The organism is Neobacillus sp. Fa239, from assembly GCF_055395235.1.
Map to the genome: position 1 here is coordinate 495,875 of NZ_AP041611.1, position 18,610 is coordinate 514,484.

At 37.5% G+C, this 18,610-nt stretch carries 15 protein-coding genes and 1 pseudogene; 14 read left to right on the forward strand and 2 right to left on the reverse strand.

Annotated features, from left to right (window positions below; all coding sequences use genetic code 11):
- Nucleotides 1-24: 24 nt before the first annotated feature.
- The 5 genes from ACZ5XR_RS02365 (at nt 25) to ACZ5XR_RS02385 (ending at nt 5,559) form a co-directional block, all read left to right on the forward strand.
- Nucleotides 25-1,620 carry an ABC transporter substrate-binding protein gene (locus ACZ5XR_RS02365; protein ID WP_464500112.1) on the forward strand — a complete coding sequence of 532 codons (1,596 nt, stop codon included), beginning with the start codon at nt 25-27 and terminating at the stop codon, nt 1,618-1,620.
- A gap of 75 nt (nt 1,621-1,695) precedes the next feature.
- On the forward strand, nt 1,696-2,661 hold the full coding sequence (locus ACZ5XR_RS02370; protein WP_464500113.1) for a carbohydrate kinase family protein: 966 nt from the start codon (nt 1,696-1,698) through the stop codon (nt 2,659-2,661).
- Nucleotides 2,658-4,115 carry a glycoside hydrolase family 32 protein gene (locus ACZ5XR_RS02375; protein ID WP_464500114.1) on the forward strand — a complete coding sequence of 486 codons (1,458 nt, stop codon included), beginning with the start codon at nt 2,658-2,660 and terminating at the stop codon, nt 4,113-4,115. The genes ACZ5XR_RS02370 and ACZ5XR_RS02375 overlap by 4 nt, the downstream gene beginning before the upstream one ends.
- Nucleotides 4,116-4,130: 15 nt before the next feature.
- Nucleotides 4,131-4,697, forward strand: coding sequence for a YesL family protein (locus ACZ5XR_RS02380; RefSeq protein WP_464500115.1), 567 nt, complete (start codon nt 4,131-4,133; stop codon nt 4,695-4,697).
- 325 nt (nt 4,698-5,022) lie between these two features.
- On the forward strand, nt 5,023-5,559 hold the full coding sequence (locus tag ACZ5XR_RS02385; protein WP_464500116.1) for a DUF2179 domain-containing protein: 537 nt from the start codon (nt 5,023-5,025) through the stop codon (nt 5,557-5,559).
- 153 nt (nt 5,560-5,712) lie between these two features.
- Here the strand turns inward: ACZ5XR_RS02385 and ACZ5XR_RS02390 are convergent.
- Nucleotides 5,713-6,137, reverse strand: a pseudogene (locus tag ACZ5XR_RS02390) (MFS transporter); the annotation flags it as partial.
- 610 nt (nt 6,138-6,747) lie between these two features.
- Here ACZ5XR_RS02390 and ACZ5XR_RS02395 point away from each other — a divergent pair.
- The 4 genes from ACZ5XR_RS02395 (at nt 6,748) to ACZ5XR_RS02410 (ending at nt 9,834) form a co-directional block, all read left to right on the forward strand.
- Nucleotides 6,748-6,978, forward strand: a complete 231-nt coding sequence (locus ACZ5XR_RS02395; protein ID WP_464500117.1) for a hypothetical protein — start codon at nt 6,748-6,750, stop codon at nt 6,976-6,978.
- A 139-nt stretch (nt 6,979-7,117) separates the two neighbouring features.
- Complete coding sequence (locus tag ACZ5XR_RS02400; protein WP_464500118.1) at nt 7,118-7,882, forward strand: threonine/serine exporter family protein; 765 nt, start codon at nt 7,118-7,120, stop codon at nt 7,880-7,882.
- Between the two features lie 18 nt (nt 7,883-7,900).
- Nucleotides 7,901-8,347: a threonine/serine exporter family protein gene (locus tag ACZ5XR_RS02405; RefSeq protein WP_464500119.1), complete on the forward strand. Its 447-nt coding sequence runs from the start codon at nt 7,901-7,903 to the stop codon at nt 8,345-8,347.
- A 665-nt stretch (nt 8,348-9,012) separates the two neighbouring features.
- Nucleotides 9,013-9,834: a DODA-type extradiol aromatic ring-opening family dioxygenase gene (locus ACZ5XR_RS02410; protein ID WP_464500120.1), complete on the forward strand. Its 822-nt coding sequence runs from the start codon at nt 9,013-9,015 to the stop codon at nt 9,832-9,834.
- Nucleotides 9,835-9,849: 15 nt separating this feature from the next.
- On the opposite strand, the gene ACZ5XR_RS02415 is transcribed toward ACZ5XR_RS02410, so the two are convergent.
- Nucleotides 9,850-11,247 (reverse strand): amino acid permease, encoded by a 1,398-nt coding sequence (locus ACZ5XR_RS02415; protein ID WP_464500121.1) that lies wholly within the window; start codon nt 11,245-11,247, stop codon nt 9,850-9,852.
- A 177-nt stretch (nt 11,248-11,424) separates the two neighbouring features.
- On the opposite strand from ACZ5XR_RS02415, the gene ACZ5XR_RS02420 reads away from it, so the two are divergent.
- From ACZ5XR_RS02420 to ACZ5XR_RS02440, 5 genes are all read left to right on the forward strand, one after another.
- Nucleotides 11,425-12,693 (forward strand): ATP-binding protein, encoded by a 1,269-nt coding sequence (locus tag ACZ5XR_RS02420; protein WP_464500122.1) that lies wholly within the window; start codon nt 11,425-11,427, stop codon nt 12,691-12,693.
- 278 nt (nt 12,694-12,971) lie between these two features.
- Nucleotides 12,972-14,387: an amino acid permease gene (locus tag ACZ5XR_RS02425; protein WP_464502197.1), complete on the forward strand. Its 1,416-nt coding sequence runs from the start codon at nt 12,972-12,974 to the stop codon at nt 14,385-14,387.
- 173 nt (nt 14,388-14,560) lie between these two features.
- The gene (locus ACZ5XR_RS02430; protein ID WP_464500123.1) at nt 14,561-15,799 is read left to right on the forward strand and encodes an ATP-binding protein; all 1,239 of its coding nucleotides are present in this window, start codon (nt 14,561-14,563) and stop codon (nt 15,797-15,799) included.
- 226 nt (nt 15,800-16,025) lie between these two features.
- Nucleotides 16,026-17,219 carry an HD-GYP domain-containing protein gene (locus ACZ5XR_RS02435; RefSeq protein ID WP_464500124.1) on the forward strand — a complete coding sequence of 398 codons (1,194 nt, stop codon included), beginning with the start codon at nt 16,026-16,028 and terminating at the stop codon, nt 17,217-17,219.
- A 150-nt stretch (nt 17,220-17,369) separates the two neighbouring features.
- Nucleotides 17,370-18,557, forward strand: coding sequence for a hypothetical protein (locus tag ACZ5XR_RS02440; protein ID WP_464500125.1), 1,188 nt, complete (start codon nt 17,370-17,372; stop codon nt 18,555-18,557).
- Nucleotides 18,558-18,610: the final 53 nt, after the last annotated feature.

The window sequence follows — 18,610 nt, forward strand, 5'->3', positions numbered from 1 at the left end:
TTGAAAATAAAGGGGAGAAAAATTTTGAAAAAGACAAAGCTTACAAAAACATTGGTTGCATCTATCGGGTTAATGACCATCCTTGGCGCATGTTCAAGCAATAACGCTACTACTGCAAAAAAAGCGGATGTCAAAATGAATCCCACTGGACTTCCAATCGTAAATAAATCGGTCACACTTAATTTTGTATCACCAAAATCACCTTTAGCTCCTAACTTTTCAGACATGACCCTTTTTAAGAATTTACAGAAACAAACCAATGTTCAAATCAAATGGAATAACATCCCGTCAGACGGCTATCAAGAAAAGAAAAATCTATTATTATCTAGCGGTGACCTACCAGATGCTTTTTACAATTCTGGATTTAGCGACGAGGATATCGTGAAATATTCCAAAGACGGTACTATAATTCCGCTTGATAATTTAATTGATAAATATATGCCGAACTTAAAGAAACGTCTTGAAGAAAATCCAGATCTGAAAAAGGTAATTACTGCTCCAGATGGTCATATCTATTCATTGCCGCGTGCAGAACAAATGAACTTGGTTGACTTGCCAGACACCATGTACATAAACAAAACCTGGCTCGATAAATTAGGACTAAAAATGCCAACGTCCTTGGATGAGTTGCACAATGTACTTTTAGCATTTAAAACTAAAGACCCGAACGGAAACGGAAAAGCAGATGAAATTGGGATGTCATATTTGTTTAATGGATGGTGCGGTAACTTCGGTGACATGATTGGTACCTTCGGCGTACCGGATAATACAGATCACCGTATTGTACGCAACGGAAAAGTTATTTTTACTGCCACCACACCACAATACAAACAGGCGATATCGTATTTCCATAATTGGGTGAAAGAAGGCTTGATTGACCCAGAAGCAACTACTCAAGACCAAGCGGCATTATTCGCAAAAGGTAAAACTAAAGATGAAACATTAGGTTCATTCATATGGTGGGAAGCAACCGAACTAGTCGGTACAGACCATGAAAAAGATTACGCCATTCTTCCTCCATTAAAAGGTCCGGATGGAAAAATTGTTGTAGGTCGTTCCAACTATTCCGAATATGGTCGCGATGCGTTTGTCATCACAAAAGCTGATCAATATCCTGAAATTACAGCTCGTTTGGTAGACCAATTATATGCACCACAAGAATCGGCTCAGGTAGACTGGGGTCCAATTGGAGAAGTTTATAATGTAGATAAGAGCGGAATGCTCGTTAACAAACCATTACCAGCAGGCGTAGCCATGGGTGATTACCGTCAGAAAGTAGCACCAGGCGGACCATTCATTGTATTGAAACAAGATTTCGGCAAAGTCGTAGACATGGAGCCGCGTGCAAAAGCACGTCTTCAAATCTTAGACCAGTACTACCGTCCATATGAAGAGAAAGAGAACTATCCGCAAGTATTCTTCAGCGCGGAAGATACACAGCGTATTAACCAACTTCAAACCGATATCACTCAGTTTGTGAACCAAAAGCAAGCGCATTGGTTACAAGATGGTGGAATCGATAAAGAGTGGGATAGCTATGTTAAACAGCTTGACCAGATGGGTCTTCCTGAACTTATGAAGCTTTATCAAAAAGGTTTAGATAATTTTAACAAAAAATAAACCAATTCAATTCATAGGAGGCAGGACGTAAGGATTTCTTGGTTCTGCCTAATCTTTTCTAAAGAAGGTGAAAGCATGTACGATGTGACAGCATTAGGGGAAATACTCATAGATTTTACCCCTTCAGGTCAATCGGATAATGGGAATACTTTATTAGAGCAAAATCCTGGCGGTGCGCCTGCGAATGTATTAGCAGCCTGTTCGAAGTTAGGCAAAAAAACCTCTTTTATTGGGAAAGTGGGGGATGATCAATTCGGAGTATTCCTAAGAAATACATTAGAACGAGTCAATATTGATGCCACTGGACTTGTGAAGACTAATGATGCAAATACAACGTTAGCATTTGTTCATTTAGACTTCACTGGCGACCGAAGCTTTAGCTTTTATCGGAATCCTGGGGCAGATGCAATGCTAAAAGTGGAAGATGTGAATTTCGATGCCATCAAAAACTCAAAAATTTTCCATTTTGGTTCGGTTAGTTTATCCAAGGAGCCAGCTTCCAATGCAACTTTTGCAGCCGCTACTTTCGCAAAAGAAAATGGTATCCTCGTATCCTTTGATCCTAACTTAAGAGAACCATTATGGGACAATTTAACTCATGCTAAACAAATGATATGTAAAGGTTTGAATCTAGCAGACATAGTTAAAATTTCAGAGGAGGAGCTTTTCTTTCTGACTGGAAAAAGTGATCTATTCGAGGGAAGCAGGGAATTATGTGATCAATTCTCTCTCTCTTTGATATTCATTACGCTAGGTGAAAAAGGAAGTTTTTATAGACTAGGGAACGTGACTGGAATCGTTCCTGGTTTCCGTGTAAAAACAATTGACACAACCGGAGCTGGAGATGGCTTTTTAGGTGGAGCGTTAAACAAGATTCTAGAGAAGAAATTACTTTTTGAACAACTAACGGATAAGGATTTACGGGAAATCGCTACTTTTGGAAACGCCGTCGGTGCACTGGTAACGACTCAAAAAGGGGCAATTTTAAGCATGCCGACGATTGATGAGATCAATCAATTATTAAAAGGGGAAAAAGAATGACAACAACATTGACATATAAAGAAACCTATCGACCGCAATTTCATTTTTCTCCGGAAAAGAACTGGATGAATGACCCGAACGGGATGGTTTATTTTGAAGGGGAATATCATCTATTCTATCAATATCATCCGTTCAGTACCGTTTGGGGACCTATGCACTGGGGACATGCAGTTAGCAAGGACATGATCCATTGGGAGCATCTTCCGATTGCATTATATCCAGATGAACTGGGTGCTATTTTTTCTGGTAGTTGTGTAGTAGATCATAATAATTCCACCGGATTCTTTAACGGTGAAAAAGGACTAGTTGCGATTTTTACCCATGCTGATGGACCCAAACAACGCCAAAGTATTGCATATAGTCATGACTGTGGAAGAACTTGGACTAAATATGAAGGCAATCCTGTTTTAGTCGATGAAAACTATGCAGATTTCCGTGACCCCAAAGTATTTTGGAACGAGGAAATGGAAAAATGGGTCATGATTTTGGCAGCAGGAAATCACGTAAGGCTATACATATCTCGCAATCTGATTGATTGGGAGTTTGCTAGTGAATTTGGTCATCATTCTGGTTCACATGACGGAGTATGGGAGTGCCCGGATTTATTCGAATTGCCTGTCGGTGAAACAGGACTTCAAAAATGGGTAATGATTGTCAGCATTGGAAGTGACGATGCTCATATTGAAGGTTCACGAACTCAATATTTTATCGGGGAATTTGATGGCAAGGTTTTCAAAAATGATAACCCAGATGAAACTGTATTGTGGGTTGATCACGGTAGAGACAATTATGCAGGCGTAACATTCTCGGACAGTCCTGATGGTCGTAAAGTCTATATGGGCTGGATGAGCAATTGGAAATACGCGAATATGACACCAACGAAGGAATGGCGAAGTGCTATGACCTTGCCTCGCGAGTTGAGACTTGCTTCTACAAAGGAGGGTATCCGATTAATTCAGCTTCCAGCAACGGAGATTGAAAGCCTTCGCAAGGAAAAAAGAGGTTGGACTGAACAAATTATTGACCAATCTGGAATGAAGTTACCTCACAACATAATAGGGAAAACATGCGAAATAATAGCGGAGTTTGAGCTAGGAAGCGCAACTGAATTTGGAATCTCCGTTTTAAAATCAGAAAATGAAGAAACTATGATTGGTTACGATGTGAAAGAACAAAAACTATTTTTCGATCGACGATTTTCTGGAGATGCATCCTTCTATCCACTTTTTGCATGTAAACACGGGGTTGAAATGGAACCGAGAGAAAATCGGATAAGCTTGCACTTATTTGTTGACTGGTCTTCCGTTGAAGTGTTTGCTAACAACGGAGAAGTGGCTATGACTGATTTGACTTTTTCTAATCATGCAAGTCAGGAATTAATGTTGGTTGCTAAAGGTGGGGATGTTAAACTAAACTCACTTTTGATTTATGAATTAGAATCTAGTTGGACATAAAAGGAGTAGTCATCAATGAAATTCTTAGTAGATAATCAATTCCTAAGAATAACTGAAAAAGCATTCGATTTCTTTTTACTAAACTTAATATGGCTCATTATGTGCCTCCCCATTATTACTATCTTCCCTTCAACCACTGCGATGTATGGGGTAGCTCGGAAATGGATCATGGGAAGAAATGAAGAAGGTGTCATCCGAATGTATTTTTCTATTTTTCGTGAATGCTTTTGGAACAGCATTGCATTATCAGTGTTCTGGTTTACGCTGGGAATTTTCATCTACTGGGACTTTCATTTGATTAAGGCTAAGTTGTTATTATTCTTAATTCTCGGCATTTTAACATTAATCTTCCTTTCCATTACCGTTTTTTTATTCCCGGTTTTGGTTCATTTTGAAACAAACTGGAAAAATATTATCCGAAACGCCTTGACTTTGGCGATTACTTATCCTTTGTCTACTATTTTATTGCTAGCAATTTTTCTTTTATCTGTGTATCTAGTCTACTTGTTTCCGGCAGTTATCTTTATACTGGGGAGCATAGTCGCCTATATATCGTATCGGATATGCCATCAGTTATTTTAAGGAGTTTAAAAAAATGAGGTCTGATTGTGTATAAGATTTTCCATAAGAATAACCCTGCTCATGTGGAGCAGGGCTTTTCTTATGGAATTTCAATTCAATTAAGAACGGCATAGGGATATTTTGCAATTTTGAAGAGCCTTAAAGGCAAAATATTGAAGTTTGGAACTTGTTCTTTTTCTACTCAATAGGATTTTAGAACATTATAAGGTTAAAAAGTGGGATTTTTTTATTAGTTAATGTCTCTTACATTTTTGCATGATAAAATGGATGGGCCGACATTAAAACATAATTTACAAAAAAGATATTCAGCAGAGAGGAGTTACTTATGCTATTAAATATTATTTTAATTTTTGCACTACAATTGGTGTATGTCCCTATCTTGACACTTCGGACCATTTTTTTAGTGAAGAATATGAGTGTTGCAGCTTCAACATTTGGGATACTGGAGGCACTAATTTATGTTTTCGGTCTTTCCTTAGTTTTTTCAGGTCACCAAAGCATTGCTGAAATGGTCGTTTATGCTGTAGGTTTTGGAGTAGGATTATATATTGGATCAAGGATAGAAAATAAACTAGCCATTGGTTACACTTGTTTAGTTGTGAATTTAATGGAAATTAATGAAGAACTTATTGCTTTATTAAGAAATAAAGGATTTGGGGTTACCGTCTTTGAAGGGATGGGACGTGATAGTAAAAGATTTCAATTAGAAATACTAACTAAGCGAAACCGCGAGAATGAAGTAATGGATTTAATTGAAGAATACGACCCTAAAGCATTTATCATCTCTTATGAACCGCGGAAATTTAAAGGCGGTTACCTACTTAAAGCGATGAAAAAGCATTGGAAAAAGGCAACACTGTGAAACAAATGTAACTTTTATGAAAATAACAAAAAGGATTGTGTGTATGGTTGAAAACTAGAACACAATCCTTTTTTTATACAAATTTTTTTCAAATGTTTTGTTGGTTATACTGTATGCTTGACAGTTTTAGGCTGATGATGAACGGCTGCAAATAATACTAGTCAGTACACGGCCGGCAATTTTTTTGGGTGTCTGCGTCGAGATATAGGCTTGTGACATTGAAATAAAACCGGAGAAAAAGCCCATGAAAAATCTAAGGATAAATAACTGCAAAACGGAATGAACAAAACCCATCAGTAAAATAGAGGTCCCCATCCCTAGTCCAGAATAAATGAGTATCTTTTTCCTTCCATAACGATCGCCGATTTTTCCCCAAATTGGTGAGAAGGCAAGGCGGAAACAAAGGTGATCCCAAAGGTTAGTCCTGCCCAATGTTGAACATACCGTTCCGAAAAATTCCCAAAGGATTCAATGTACAATGAAATAAAGGGCAGCACACTGGTCATGCTTCCGCCAACAAAGAAATTAGCAAACCACATGATTCGTAAATTGTGCCGTCTCATCTTCTCCTGATCCATCTATCAAACACTTCTTTCTGAAAAAATATTTCGGTTTGCTAAATATTATAATATAGAAATAAAAAAACCTCCAATGATTAAAGGTTTCAGAATGTTACGGTTATAGCAAGCTAAAACAACCGATTCCTAATTCTTTAAGAATCGCTACTCGTTAGTGGAATTAGGCTTCTTCAATATTCTGCTCCCCACCAACCATAAAAGTGCGGGCCCTCAGGGACCCAATTGATGGAATCAGCATGGTTTGATAAATAAGCGGAGAAATTTCTCTTAATTAGAAAATAGCACTGAAAATGGCTTAAATAGACGGAGAGATTCCGCCTATTGACTAGAAAAACATGGAAATGGGGGATTTTTCTTTGCATAACCGGAAAACCTCCCTTTATTTATCCCGAAACGAGCTCCATTCTAAATTTAACTGGAAAATCTCCGCTTATTTTATATATCACCGGTAACTCAATTAAGGATAAGACTTCGCTTAACATATATATCCAATTACAATGTGTTGTGTAGCATTTTTTGTAAGACAAATTGTATACCAAATTGAGGGTTGAATTTTTGGTGTCTCTTTTTTGCATAATTAGGAACAATAATAAAGACAGGAGGCATGCAAATGGAGCATTATGAAGCTTTTTTGCGAAGCAAAAACTGGACAGACAATGATCTGGATGCAAGGTACATAAATGTAAATCATCCTTATGCTATCTTAATTTCCAGGAATGAGGGGGAAATCACATTAAGGGGGAACACCGGTGATGACAATGGTCAAAACGGAGAAGAGATCTACAGTTTCACAACTTTAAGAGAGCTGCAAGAATGGTACGAAAATAATATTGGCGAATGAATCGGCGGACCCAATCCGTCGATTTTTTTGAAAAAAAATTTAAATTTTAATATTGAAGAAATAAATGGGAGAATTGCTTCGAGTCTTGATTATGATTTAAACTAAGGTGAAAACATAGACTTAATGTGGAGAGACCTAAATGGAAAATCAAGTAACATCATCAACATCTGAAATAATGGAAGTCTGTTTACTGGCAGGTAAAATCATGCTTCAAGCTGGCGGGGAGACATATCGGGTCGAAGATACCATGGTTCGTATTGCCGCATCCTTTGGGATTGAAAATACCAATTGCTATGTAACTCCAACGGGAATTATTTTTTCAGCAGAGGGCACCGGACCAACCAGGACAAAGCTGCTGCGAATTTCAGTAAGGTCAACCGATTTAAAAAAGGTGGCTATGGTCAATAGTATTTCAAGAAAAATTAGCAATGGAGAGCTCAATCTTAAGGAATCGCAATTGCTTTTAACTGAAATTGATTCCTTAGTTTTGACGTTTCCCTTCATGATTCAGGTGGCTGCTGCATCATTAGCAAGCGGATGTTTCATGATTATGTTAGATGGCGGCTGGAATGATTTTCTCCCGGCGATGATTTCAGGCGGTCTTGGCTATCTTAGTTTTATTTACTTTCACCGCTTTATTCCAATTAAGTTTTTCTCGGAATTCTTGGCATCGTTCGTCTGCGGTTTATTATCTCTCTTTTTTGTAAAAGTAGGAATTGGCCATCAGTTGGATAAGGTCGTTATTGGCTCTGTAATTAGTTTAGTTCCAGGACTTTTAATCACGAATGCTGTAAGGGACCTGATGGCTGGGCACCTGGTATCAGGGTTATCAAAAGGAGCGGAGGCCTTTCTCACCGCTTTTGCCATTGGCTCTGGGATTGCCGTGGTTTTATCATTTTTATAAAGGAAAGGTTTGAAATGAGTGACTATTTTAGTGCAATTGATCACAAGCTTCATTGCAACAAGTGCTTTTGGGATTATTTTTAATGCGCCGAAAAATACCTTAATCAAATGCGGCCTCATCGGAATGGGCGGCTGGCTGATCTACTACATCACCGAAGCCTATGCCAATGACCCTGTCCCTGCAACATTAGGGGCCACACTTTTCGTTGGGATTATCAGTCATATCCTGGCAAAGTATTACAAAACTCCGGTTATTATTTTTAGTGTTGCAGGTATCATACCGTTAGTACCTGGCGGGATGGCTTATGATGCTATGAGGAATTTTGTGGAAAATGATTACAATTCGGCGATTGGAACGGCTGCAAAAGTATTGATGCTGTCCGGTTCCATTGCCTTCGGTCTTGTCTTTTCAGAAGTAATCAACCAAGTTGTTCGGAAAATTGGATTTAAGAAACCGACAATATAAAAAGAGGATGTTCCTTAAGCTTCAGGAACATCCTCTTAATTTATATGCGGGAAAAAAAGACTCTAAAATTGGCGAAGGCAGAGGATAATGTTATCCTCTGCCTTCTATTGCTTTTAATCCTTTTGGATTATTATCGTAACTTGTGAATGGCAGCATAAATTCATCGTCCATCGCAAGGTAAAAATTTATATAAAATGATTGTTATTGAAAACAAAATTGCCGCGGTTATTTTTCCACCTGATGGTTTAGTACCTAAACGATGCAAGCCCTACCTCTCTTACATCCTTACGGCTCCGAAGCCGATCCAGTGTGAATAAGTTTTTTTCTTTTAAACATAAGTAGAAAGCCAGAAAAAATCCTTACATTGCGTTATCTCATTGATTCCAAGTTACTTAAATTTAAAGCACAATAATTAATATTAGACTAATTCCAGATAATTGTCAACTGAAAATTTGATTTGTAGTTAAATGGCTGATTTTTGTAGATATATTTAAAATTTTGTAGATATAGTTATCAAATTTGTAGATAAAATATAAATTTTGTAGATAACCGTTTAAATTTTGTAGATAAATTTAATCACACTACATTACTTCATCTAAAAAGCAGGATTACCACTCATGAGCCTCTAATTTAAGTAAGTAATAACAAAAAAGGTGGAAAAAAGCATGAATCCATTTGTATTTTCCTGTATTACACCGCATGGCGGAGAAATCATCCCAGAATTAAAAGGAGCTGTTCCAGAGCGAATGGCGAAAACCCGAAAAAACATGGAAAAGCTGGGACAGATCATGGCTAAGGCGAAACCGGAATGCCTAATTGTCCTCACGCCACACGGGACAAGGGTAAATGGACAATTTACGATTGCCGATTCGGAGCGATTGGCTGGAGCGGTGGACGAAAACGGGGCCATTTTTTCAATGGAAAGACCTGTTCAACGGGAATTAGCAAAAATCATTAACGAAGAAGCGAAAAAAGATAGAATCCCAGCGGTGACGATCAATTACGGCACCACAGCAGGTCCATTCTCCTGTCTGCAGCTTGATTGGGGTGCCATCGTGCCGCTAAGATTTATGCCGGAAGTACCGGTGGTTGCAATTACTCCGTCACGAGACATTAGCTTTCAGCAACATATTGAATTCGGCAAATCAATCCGTAAAGCTGTCCAAAATTCCAATAAGCGTGTTGGCTTAATTGCCAGCTGCGATTGGGCACATGCCCATGATGAGAAGGGTCCATACGGTTACGATCCTGCCGCAAAACAATTTGATGAACAAGCTGTAGACCTCATCTTAGCTAATCAATTGGAAAAAATGGCTGATTTTGATGAAGGTTTTATTGAGGCAGCAAAGCCGGATGGCATTTGGCAGACACTGATTCTTGCCGGAGCAATTCCACCGGAAGAACGCCTTGTCGAATTTTTATCCTATGAAACTCCAACCTATTTTGGGTTAATCTGTACCGCTATTTTCAATAACAGCAAAAGCTGAGTCGCTTATCACGATTCAGCTTTTTTTATGAGAATGAATCCTTGTCTTGTAAATCATCCAATAACATAACACAATAACCGCAATCAGCCCAAGGCTAATCAAGACACCCATTCTCTGCGTGGCATGCAGCAATCCTCCCGAGACAGCCACCAGGATTAAGGAAATTCCCAGGTAGGAGGTATAGGGGGATCCGAACATCTTAAAGGTTTTTGAAGTATCGCCTTTTCGCAGTTTGATTTGCGAAGAGAGGATAATCGTCCAGTTTAAAATCAACATCACCCCAGCTGCCGTGGTGATGTATTCGTATATTTTACCCGGCAAAACAAACGAAAGCACCAGGGAAGCTGCTAAGGCGAAGCCGGTTAAAAATAGAGATTTCATCGCCGTTCCCCGGCTGTTTTTGATCGCCAGCTTTTTTGGAGCAGCTCCGTCTTCCGCTAATGAAATAAGAATATTGGTAACAGAAAAGAGTGCCCCAACCATAGTCGAAAAAGCGGCACTAATGATAATGATATTTAAAATGGAATCAATATACGGTATATGGAAAACCGTAAGTGCCGTAACAAAGGGACTTTTTGATTCATCGATTTTTGTCCAATGAACCATATATAAAACAAAGAAAATAGCTAAAACGTATACGGTCACAAGGGAAATAAGCATGCTGATGCCTGCCTTTGGGACTTCGGCACGATTTTTTAACTCCGATGAAGCGATTCCCATGACCTCAATCCCGCCAAAGGAGAAAAAGACAAAAATCAATGCTGACCACATTCCCATTATTCCATTGGGAAGTATCGTGTGGAAGCTGCTAAATCTGCTTAAAGGTGCAGCTGATGGGGAGATGAAATGAAATAATAGGAATAAACCAAAAAAGATAAAAATGACAAGTGTCGATAATTTGACCATCGCAAACAAGGATTCAATTTTACCAAAGTTACTAACCCCTAAAAGATTGATTCCGAAAGCTGCAACCACATATAGAATGGTTAAAATCCAAAGAGCGATATGAGGAAACCAAAATTGGGTAAAGGTTGCCAAGGCGACCGCTTCACTGGACATGATAAAAACACCTGACAGCCAATACATCCAACCTGAAATGAATCCCATTGAATTGCCGAAGGCGTTTTTAGCATAAGTTCGAAAGGAGCCGGGCTGGGGATCCCTTACCGTCATCTCGGCTAGGGCGCTAAAGACGAAAAATGCTGTAATACCGGCTATGATGTAATTAAATAAAATGGCGGGACCTGCAGTTTTAACCGACAGGCTTGTACCAAGAAAAAATCCAGCACCAATCACGGAGCCGATCCCGATAAGCGACAGCTGCCACCATGCAAGTACCGAAGTTTTGCCCTTTTCATTATAATCTGTTTTTTTATGGACAATTGTCTGTTTAACCACCTGGTCATTATCCATTTACAAACCTCCCTCCAAAGTATTCATTCATGATATCGTTCCCCAAAAGTCATCGTCACACTTAGGCTTAACCTCTTATAGTGAAATAATTTTTGTGGAAAAAAATCTAGAAAATTTGCAGGAAAATATCGTTTTTTGTCGTATTTTAATCCTATATGGTTTAGTGGGGGAAAAGCGATGCTGGCTGAAAAACTTCTTTTGAATTTATTAATTACGATCTCACCCGTCCTGCTCTATAGCGTACTATCCGATAATAAGCATAAGTATCATTCTCCCTATATTTGTGGATTATTACATAGTACAGCAGCGGTGGCCTGTATGATTTTTTCTCATGTAAATTACGGTTTTCATTGGGACCTTCGTTATGTCCCGTTAATTTTATCCTTTCTTTACGGTGGACCAATCGCAGGGGGGATGGTTTTAGTTACGCTTATAAGTGGCCGATTTATAATGGGCGGTAACACTCTATATTTTGGTTTGTTTAATATTTTTTTAAATGCCATTTTCCCAATTCTTTTTATGAAAAGGTTTTGGAGCATTAATCCAAATAAAAGAGTCCTGGTAACAAATTTAATTGGCATATGGGCACTGATCCCTTGTTTCATATCCCTTACGATATTCCGATATTTTCATGGAAGTCCTTTGCAATTAGATTTCCATGTTCCTGACCTTTTCTTGATAGGTATAATACACACGATTGCTCTTTTTCTTGCCTCTAAGCTAAATGAAGGTCTACTTGAACGAAATAAATTGAGGAAAGAAATCCAGCGTGCCGAAAAGCTCAATACACTCGGGGAACTCGCAGCCTCAATCGCACATGAGGTTCGGAATCCGCTCACCGTTGTGAAGGGATTTCTCCAGCTCATGCAAAAAGAGGAGGCGGGAAAGAATTTTCAATACCTCTCCCTTGTCTTAAGCGAACTAGGGCGTGCCGAATCCATTATTAATGATTATTTAAACTTTGCAAAACCTCAGTTTGAGAAATTAGAGACCTTTCAATTAGCTGATGTTTTATCCGAAGTGGTTATGCTCCTTGAACCGCTTGCAGCGAAACAGGGAGTTCAGCTTAACAGCGAATTGAACCAAAGTGATTTCGCCTTGATCACTGACCGCAATCAGCTTAAGCAGGCACTTGTCAATTTAATCAAAAATGCAATTGAAGCAACGTCTGAAGGCGGCAGGGTAACGATTCAATACCAGCATGACGCTAGCCAGGCAACCATTTTAATAAGCGATACAGGCAAGGGCATGACCCATGAGCAATTATCGCGAATTGGTACATTGTTTTATACCACAAAAGATAAGGGAACTGGTCTCGGCACCTCTGTTTCCCTAAAAATTATTGAAACCATGAACGGCAAAGTAGCGTATAAAAGCCAGCCGGGAATTGGTACTGAAGTAACCATGATATTGCCAGGTGGAAAAAAAGAATTGGTTCATATGTAAGCTGGTTAATCAAAACACTATTTTACATATTAAGAAGCAGCCAAGAAATTGGCTGTTTTATTTTGGAAAATTAATTTGCTATATTGGTATATCTTTAAGACTCATGCTTTGATGAACGGTAGTCAAGAAATTGCTTAGTTACTGGGATAATTTTGAAATAATTTTATTTTTCAAAAAATATTGCTTTTTTAAAAAATAGAGTATATTATTTCAGTATACATTTATTCCGCGATATTTTGTCAGAACATTTTGATATTTATCGCAAGGAGGCATTAATGATGAATTTATTTAGAAAGAAATCAATCCAGGCACTAATAACAGAGCTTGGTCAAAAAGATGTTACCTTAAAGAAAGACTTGGGCGCATTTGATTTATCGATGCTTGGCATAGGAGCAATCATTGGAACAGGTATTTTTGTTCTTACAGGGGTTGTCGCTGCTGAGCATGCAGGTCCGGCTATTATTCTATCATTTATTTTATCTGGTTTAGCCTGTGTGTTTGCAGCCCTTTGTTATGCGGAGTTTGCTTCAACTGTCCCGGTTTCAGGAAGCGCCTATACGTATAGCTATGCAACCTTCGGAGAGATAATCGCCTGGATATTAGGCTGGGATTTAATTCTTGAATACGGACTTGCTTCATCGGCTGTTGCAAGCGGATGGTCTGGATATTTCCAAGGGCTGCTATCAGGTTTTGGTATCCATTTACCGCAGGCTTTAACGAGTGCCTATGATCCGGCTCACGGTACTTATATCGATGTACCTGCCATTGCAATTGTATTAATCATTACCTTACTTTTAACTCAAGGTGTGAAAAAGTCAGCTCGTTTTAATACGATTATGGTTATTATCAAATTGGCAGTAGTATTATTGTTTATCGGCGTTGGCGTTTGGTATGTAAAACCTGCAAACTGGACTCCGTTTATGCCATTTGGTTTTAGCGGTGTCACAACAGGCGCGGCAACTGTATTCTTTGCCTATATTGGATTTGATGCCGTCTCTACGGCAGCGGAAGAAGTGCGGAATCCACAACGCAATATGCCAATTGGAATTATCGCTTCACTGCTTGTTTGTACGGTATTATATATCATCGTTTCTTCAATCTTAACTGGAATCGTTCCATATCAACAATTAGACGTGAAAAACCCAGTAGCTTTCGCTCTTAATTTTATTCATCAAGATTGGGTTGCCGGTTTTATTTCAGTAGGTGCCATTGCCGGGATAACCACTGTATTACTGGTTATGATTTATGGTCAAACAAGATTGTTCTATGCAATTAGCCGTGATGGGCTGCTGCCAAAGGTATTTTCAAAGGTAGATAAGAAAAAACAAACACCAATTACCAATACATGGATTACCTGTTTATTAGTCTCTATTTTCGCGGGATTGGTGCCATTGGATAAACTTGCAGAGCTAGTTAACATTGGAACTCTATTAGCTTTCATGACGGTTTCTGTTGGAATTTTGTATCTTCGAAAAAGCAAGCAGGATAATACATCCGGCTTCCGTGTTCCATTTGTACCTTATATTCCGATTTTGGCCTTCATATTCTGCGGCTATTTAGCACTTCAACTGCCTAAAACATCATGGATCGCCTTTGGAATATGGCTTGTTATTGGATTATGTGTCTACTTTGGCTATGGTCGAAAGCATTCAACATTAAATACAAGTGCAGATAAAGTGAAAAAAGTAAGCTAGAAAAAAGGACTTGCAAATAGCAAGTCCTTTTTTGGTGTTGAATAATGTCGAAAATTATCATATTTTTCATAAAAAATGGTCAGATAATAAGTTGAAAGATGGTAGAATAGTAGGGAAGTTAAATTTAGTAATTTTTTCCGTTGTGAAAGTTTTTGTCGGAGGGGGGATGACATATGAAAGAGCGCATCATGAATCCTAAATTAATATTTGAAGAAAAAAAGGCAATTACATTATTTTTGTGGTTGTTTTATCTATCTTATTTTTCCTTTGATGGTTTTTACTATTATATCTATCCATTATTCTCGAAAAATCGGACAGTTGGTATCCCGAAAGATGGCTTGAGCATTTGGCTTTATTTTCTTATTGCTGTGCTGCTTCCAATTGCGATCTATTTTATAAAAAAAGGTAATCCATATATTGTAAAGTACATTTATATATTTGGTTATCTATGCATTGATATTATTGATAACCTTTTAACTTATTTAGGGACAAGTAAACCGTTCTCGGATGGTAATATTGTTGAAATTTTATTTATTGCCATTGCACCGATCTTTGTAAATAAAAAATACTTTTGGTTTGCTTCATTAGGGCTAATTGGAAAGGATATTCTCTTTAGTTTGATTTTACAAGACATCCAGGCACTTTTTCCGGCAGCGGTTTACCTTATCATTTCAGCCATTACCTACGTATTGTTAATACGTTTTTGCTCGTATATAAATTCCTTAACTTCTCTCTATGATGAGCTGCGTCAAAAAGAAAAACTTGCTGTTATAGGTCAAATGGCCGCAGCGATTGGACATGAAATTCGTAACCCACTTTCAAGTTTAAAAGGCTTTACCCAGCTGCAGCAGGAAAATTACCCAAATACAAATGAGTTTTACTCTATTATGATTCAAGAAATTGATCGAATAAACTCCATTGTGAATGATTTGATGTATCTAGGGAAACCAAAAGTCATTGATTTTGATAAAGCAAATATTGAAGAAATTATTGCTTATACTTTATCGATTACACAACAACAAGCTGAAACACTGGCCGTTACGGTGGAAACCATTATTGAAGGTCCTTTGCCACCATTGGATTGTGATGGAAAACAATTAAAACAGGTATTTCTAAATTTAATCAAAAATGCTATAGAAGCAATGCCAGATGGCGGAAAAATAAAAATTAACGTGAAGGTAAAAAAAGATCAAAATATGTACATATCTATTCATGATGATGGGTGTGGTATTGCAGATGAGGATATTATTAATATCGGCGAACCATTCTACACCACTAAAAAGGATGGAACTGGACTTGGCTTAATGGTGACCAATCAAATTATCATGGATCATAAGGGCAGTCTGAATATTCAAAGTGAAGTTGGAAAAGGGACGAAAGTTGAAGTGGTATTGCCAATTTCCCAAAAATAGGATTCGAACAACATTTGGGGCGATCATTCTAGTAAAAATATAATGATCAATAAAATATTTCTATATTTATACATAATTCATTTTTAATTTCTATACTTCTATTAAATTAAATGTTTTATAATGAAGAAAAGTGAAGAAAAATAGTTTTTCTTGGATAAAATTGCCGATTAATGTAGAAAAAACTCTTGTCTAAGAATAAAATGTAATTTTCCTGTGAGGTAAATAAATGAAAAAAAAATTAATAGACCCATATATAAGAAATGAAGAAGGCCGTAATTTAAAGTGGTTTATTATTTTATTTTATATTATATCCATTTCATATGATTTATTTTATAAGATTGTTGTTATTTATGCTCCTAAATATAAAAGTGAAACACAAAATGTTTTTGGTCTTTGGATTTACGTACCGTTGTTTGCATTAATTCCAATAGCAATTTATTTATATAAAAAGCAAAAATTACATCAAGTAAAATATGTGTATTTCCTTACCTACACAAGTTTAACATTTTTAAATGATATTATTTCATTTATAGGGAAAGCTGATGATTTTAAAACTGGTAATGCGGTTGAAATGTTTTGGTTGTTACTTTCTCCAATATTTGTGAGTACCTCTTTCGTTAAAGTGGTTACGATTGGACTTTTATTAAAATACATTCTAGATGGACTAATTATTCAAGCGCCTGTGGTTCTTTTACCCATTTTGGTTGTTGCCATTTTTTCAGTTCTTTCTTTTATCATTTTATATAGGTTCAAATCTTACTTAAGGGCAAAAGAGACATCTTACAATCAGCAACTAGTGGGGATTGTAAAGGGAGTAATTGCAACTTTGGAACTTAAGGACCCATATACTAAAGGGCATAGTGAACGGGTTGGTTCATATGCCTTGGAATTGGCAAAAGTAAGTGGAAAGTATTCAGTTGAAGAATTAAAGGAATTTAATTATGCTTGCTTATTGCATGATATTGGAAAAATTCATATTCCTGATCACATTCTCATGAAGCCTGGAAAGCTTACGGCAGATGAATATGAAATTATTAAATCTCATACTTTTGTCGGAGCAGAAGCAGTTTCCAAAGTAGCTGGATTTAATAATAGTATTCAAGTAATACGATCTCATCATGAACGATGGGATGGGAAAGGCTATCCCGACCAATTAAAAGGTGAAGAAATTCCACCTCTCGCAAGGGTGGCTGCTATTGCAGACGCATTTGATGCGATGACATCTACAAGATCTTATAGATCAGCATTATCTGTTGAAGAAGCATATCAGAGGATACTTGATGGAAGTGGAATCCAGTTTGATCCGCAACTGATAGAAGAATTCAAAAAGGTTTTCCCTTTATGGAGAAATATTCATTCAGTTACAAATGTAAAAGAAGAGGTCAAAATGAATAACATACATGAAAAATTTGTAGGCTGATTGGAGGTGACTATATGAAAATCCGGAAGCTGAAGAATGTTAAAGTTTCATGTTGGTGGTGTATTTTTTTACCATAAAAATTTGAAAGAGGTGCTTACTATATGCTAAGCATCCTTTTTTATTAGATTACAACTCTAAAAGGGTGTTCAAATGAACCTATCTGCCACATCGAAACTCCAATTGGTTCCAATAGAGATATGCAAAGACAAAAAGAATTATATTGTCGAAGATAAAGCTTCGGGTGATTTTTTTGAAATGCCGGAGGTTTGTATTGATGCGCTAAATTTAATTAACACTAACCAACAGATAGGGGAGATTGAAAAGCTGCTTAGGGAGAAATATCCTAAAGAAGAAGTGGATATGCTGGATTTTACCAGGCAGCTTTTAGAGATAAATTTAATTGAAGAAATTGATGGTGTTAAGGTCAATATTCAAAAACAGAAAAAAGAGCGCTTAAGTTTTCTTTGGATTTCACCAATGCTTGGAAAATTCTTTTTTAATAAATTCAGCTATTTGATTTATCTGTCATTATTCGTAGTTAATGTCCTGCTGCTTATACTCCATCCTTTTCTATTCCCTCATTACAAGGATTTATTTATCTTTCATTTGATGGTCCTGAATATTCCTGCATGGATCGTTATTTCGGTTATTCTAGTATTCATTCATGAATTAGGCCATGTTTTAGCAGTGAGGGCGCATAATCTCCCGACCAGACTCGAGGTGGGGCACCGTTTATTTCTTGTCGTATTGGAGACCGATATGTCATCCGTTTGGAAGCTTCCGGCGAAAGACCGAAATGGATTATACCTTGCCGGGCTGTGCTTTGACACTCTTATCCTTTCCTTTGCTTTAATAAGTCAGCTTATATTCGTCAATGGGTCAGGGATGTTCCTGAGTATTTTGCATGTGGTCGTTCTGGATACATTCATCCGCATCGTCTATCAATGCTGTATCTATATGAAAACTGATTTATATTTTGTCTTTGAAAATCTTTCTGGCTGCTATAATTTAATGGAAAATGCTCAATCGACAATCGGAAAAACACTAAAGTTGAAAAAATTTGCTCCTAAATGTGAATTGGTTTTTGAAGGGGAAAGAAGGACTGTTTATTTTTATTCGATTTTCTACATTGCAGGTGTTTGTTTAACGCTCTTTTTGTATATAAAGTTCTATATTCCGCAGATCCTTTATGCGATAACGGGTGTTCTTCCGGGATTTCAAAAATCGCCATTTAGTTTAGCATTCTGGGATTCTACCTTATTCGTGGTTCAACTGGCGCTGGGGATTTTCCTGCTGCTCTATTCCTGGCGCAAAAAATACCTTTTGACAGACGACTGAGCATATTTGTGACAAAACTTTGTCAAAATAATAATTTATAGGGGTTTTTTCCC

Coding starts and splice junctions, on each gene's coding strand:
- ACZ5XR_RS02375 (WP_464500114.1), top strand. CDS start 2,658: ATGACAACAACATTGACATATAAAGAAACCTATCGACCGCAATTTCAT.
- ACZ5XR_RS02440 (WP_464500125.1), top strand. CDS start 17,370: ATGAACCTATCTGCCACATCGAAACTCCAATTGGTTCCAATAGAGATA.
- ACZ5XR_RS02415 (WP_464500121.1), bottom strand. CDS start 11,247: ATGGATAATGACCAGGTGGTTAAACAGACAATTGTCCATAAAAAAACA.
- ACZ5XR_RS02435 (WP_464500124.1), top strand. CDS start 16,026: ATGAAAAAAAAATTAATAGACCCATATATAAGAAATGAAGAAGGCCGT.
- ACZ5XR_RS02380 (WP_464500115.1), top strand. CDS start 4,131: ATGAAATTCTTAGTAGATAATCAATTCCTAAGAATAACTGAAAAAGCA.
- ACZ5XR_RS02425 (WP_464502197.1), top strand. CDS start 12,972: ATGAATTTATTTAGAAAGAAATCAATCCAGGCACTAATAACAGAGCTT.
- ACZ5XR_RS02395 (WP_464500117.1), top strand. CDS start 6,748: ATGGAGCATTATGAAGCTTTTTTGCGAAGCAAAAACTGGACAGACAAT.
- ACZ5XR_RS02385 (WP_464500116.1), top strand. CDS start 5,023: ATGCTATTAAATATTATTTTAATTTTTGCACTACAATTGGTGTATGTC.
- ACZ5XR_RS02410 (WP_464500120.1), top strand. CDS start 9,013: ATGAATCCATTTGTATTTTCCTGTATTACACCGCATGGCGGAGAAATC.
- ACZ5XR_RS02420 (WP_464500122.1), top strand. CDS start 11,425: ATGCTGGCTGAAAAACTTCTTTTGAATTTATTAATTACGATCTCACCC.
- ACZ5XR_RS02430 (WP_464500123.1), top strand. CDS start 14,561: ATGAAAGAGCGCATCATGAATCCTAAATTAATATTTGAAGAAAAAAAG.
- ACZ5XR_RS02400 (WP_464500118.1), top strand. CDS start 7,118: ATGGAAAATCAAGTAACATCATCAACATCTGAAATAATGGAAGTCTGT.
- ACZ5XR_RS02370 (WP_464500113.1), top strand. CDS start 1,696: ATGTACGATGTGACAGCATTAGGGGAAATACTCATAGATTTTACCCCT.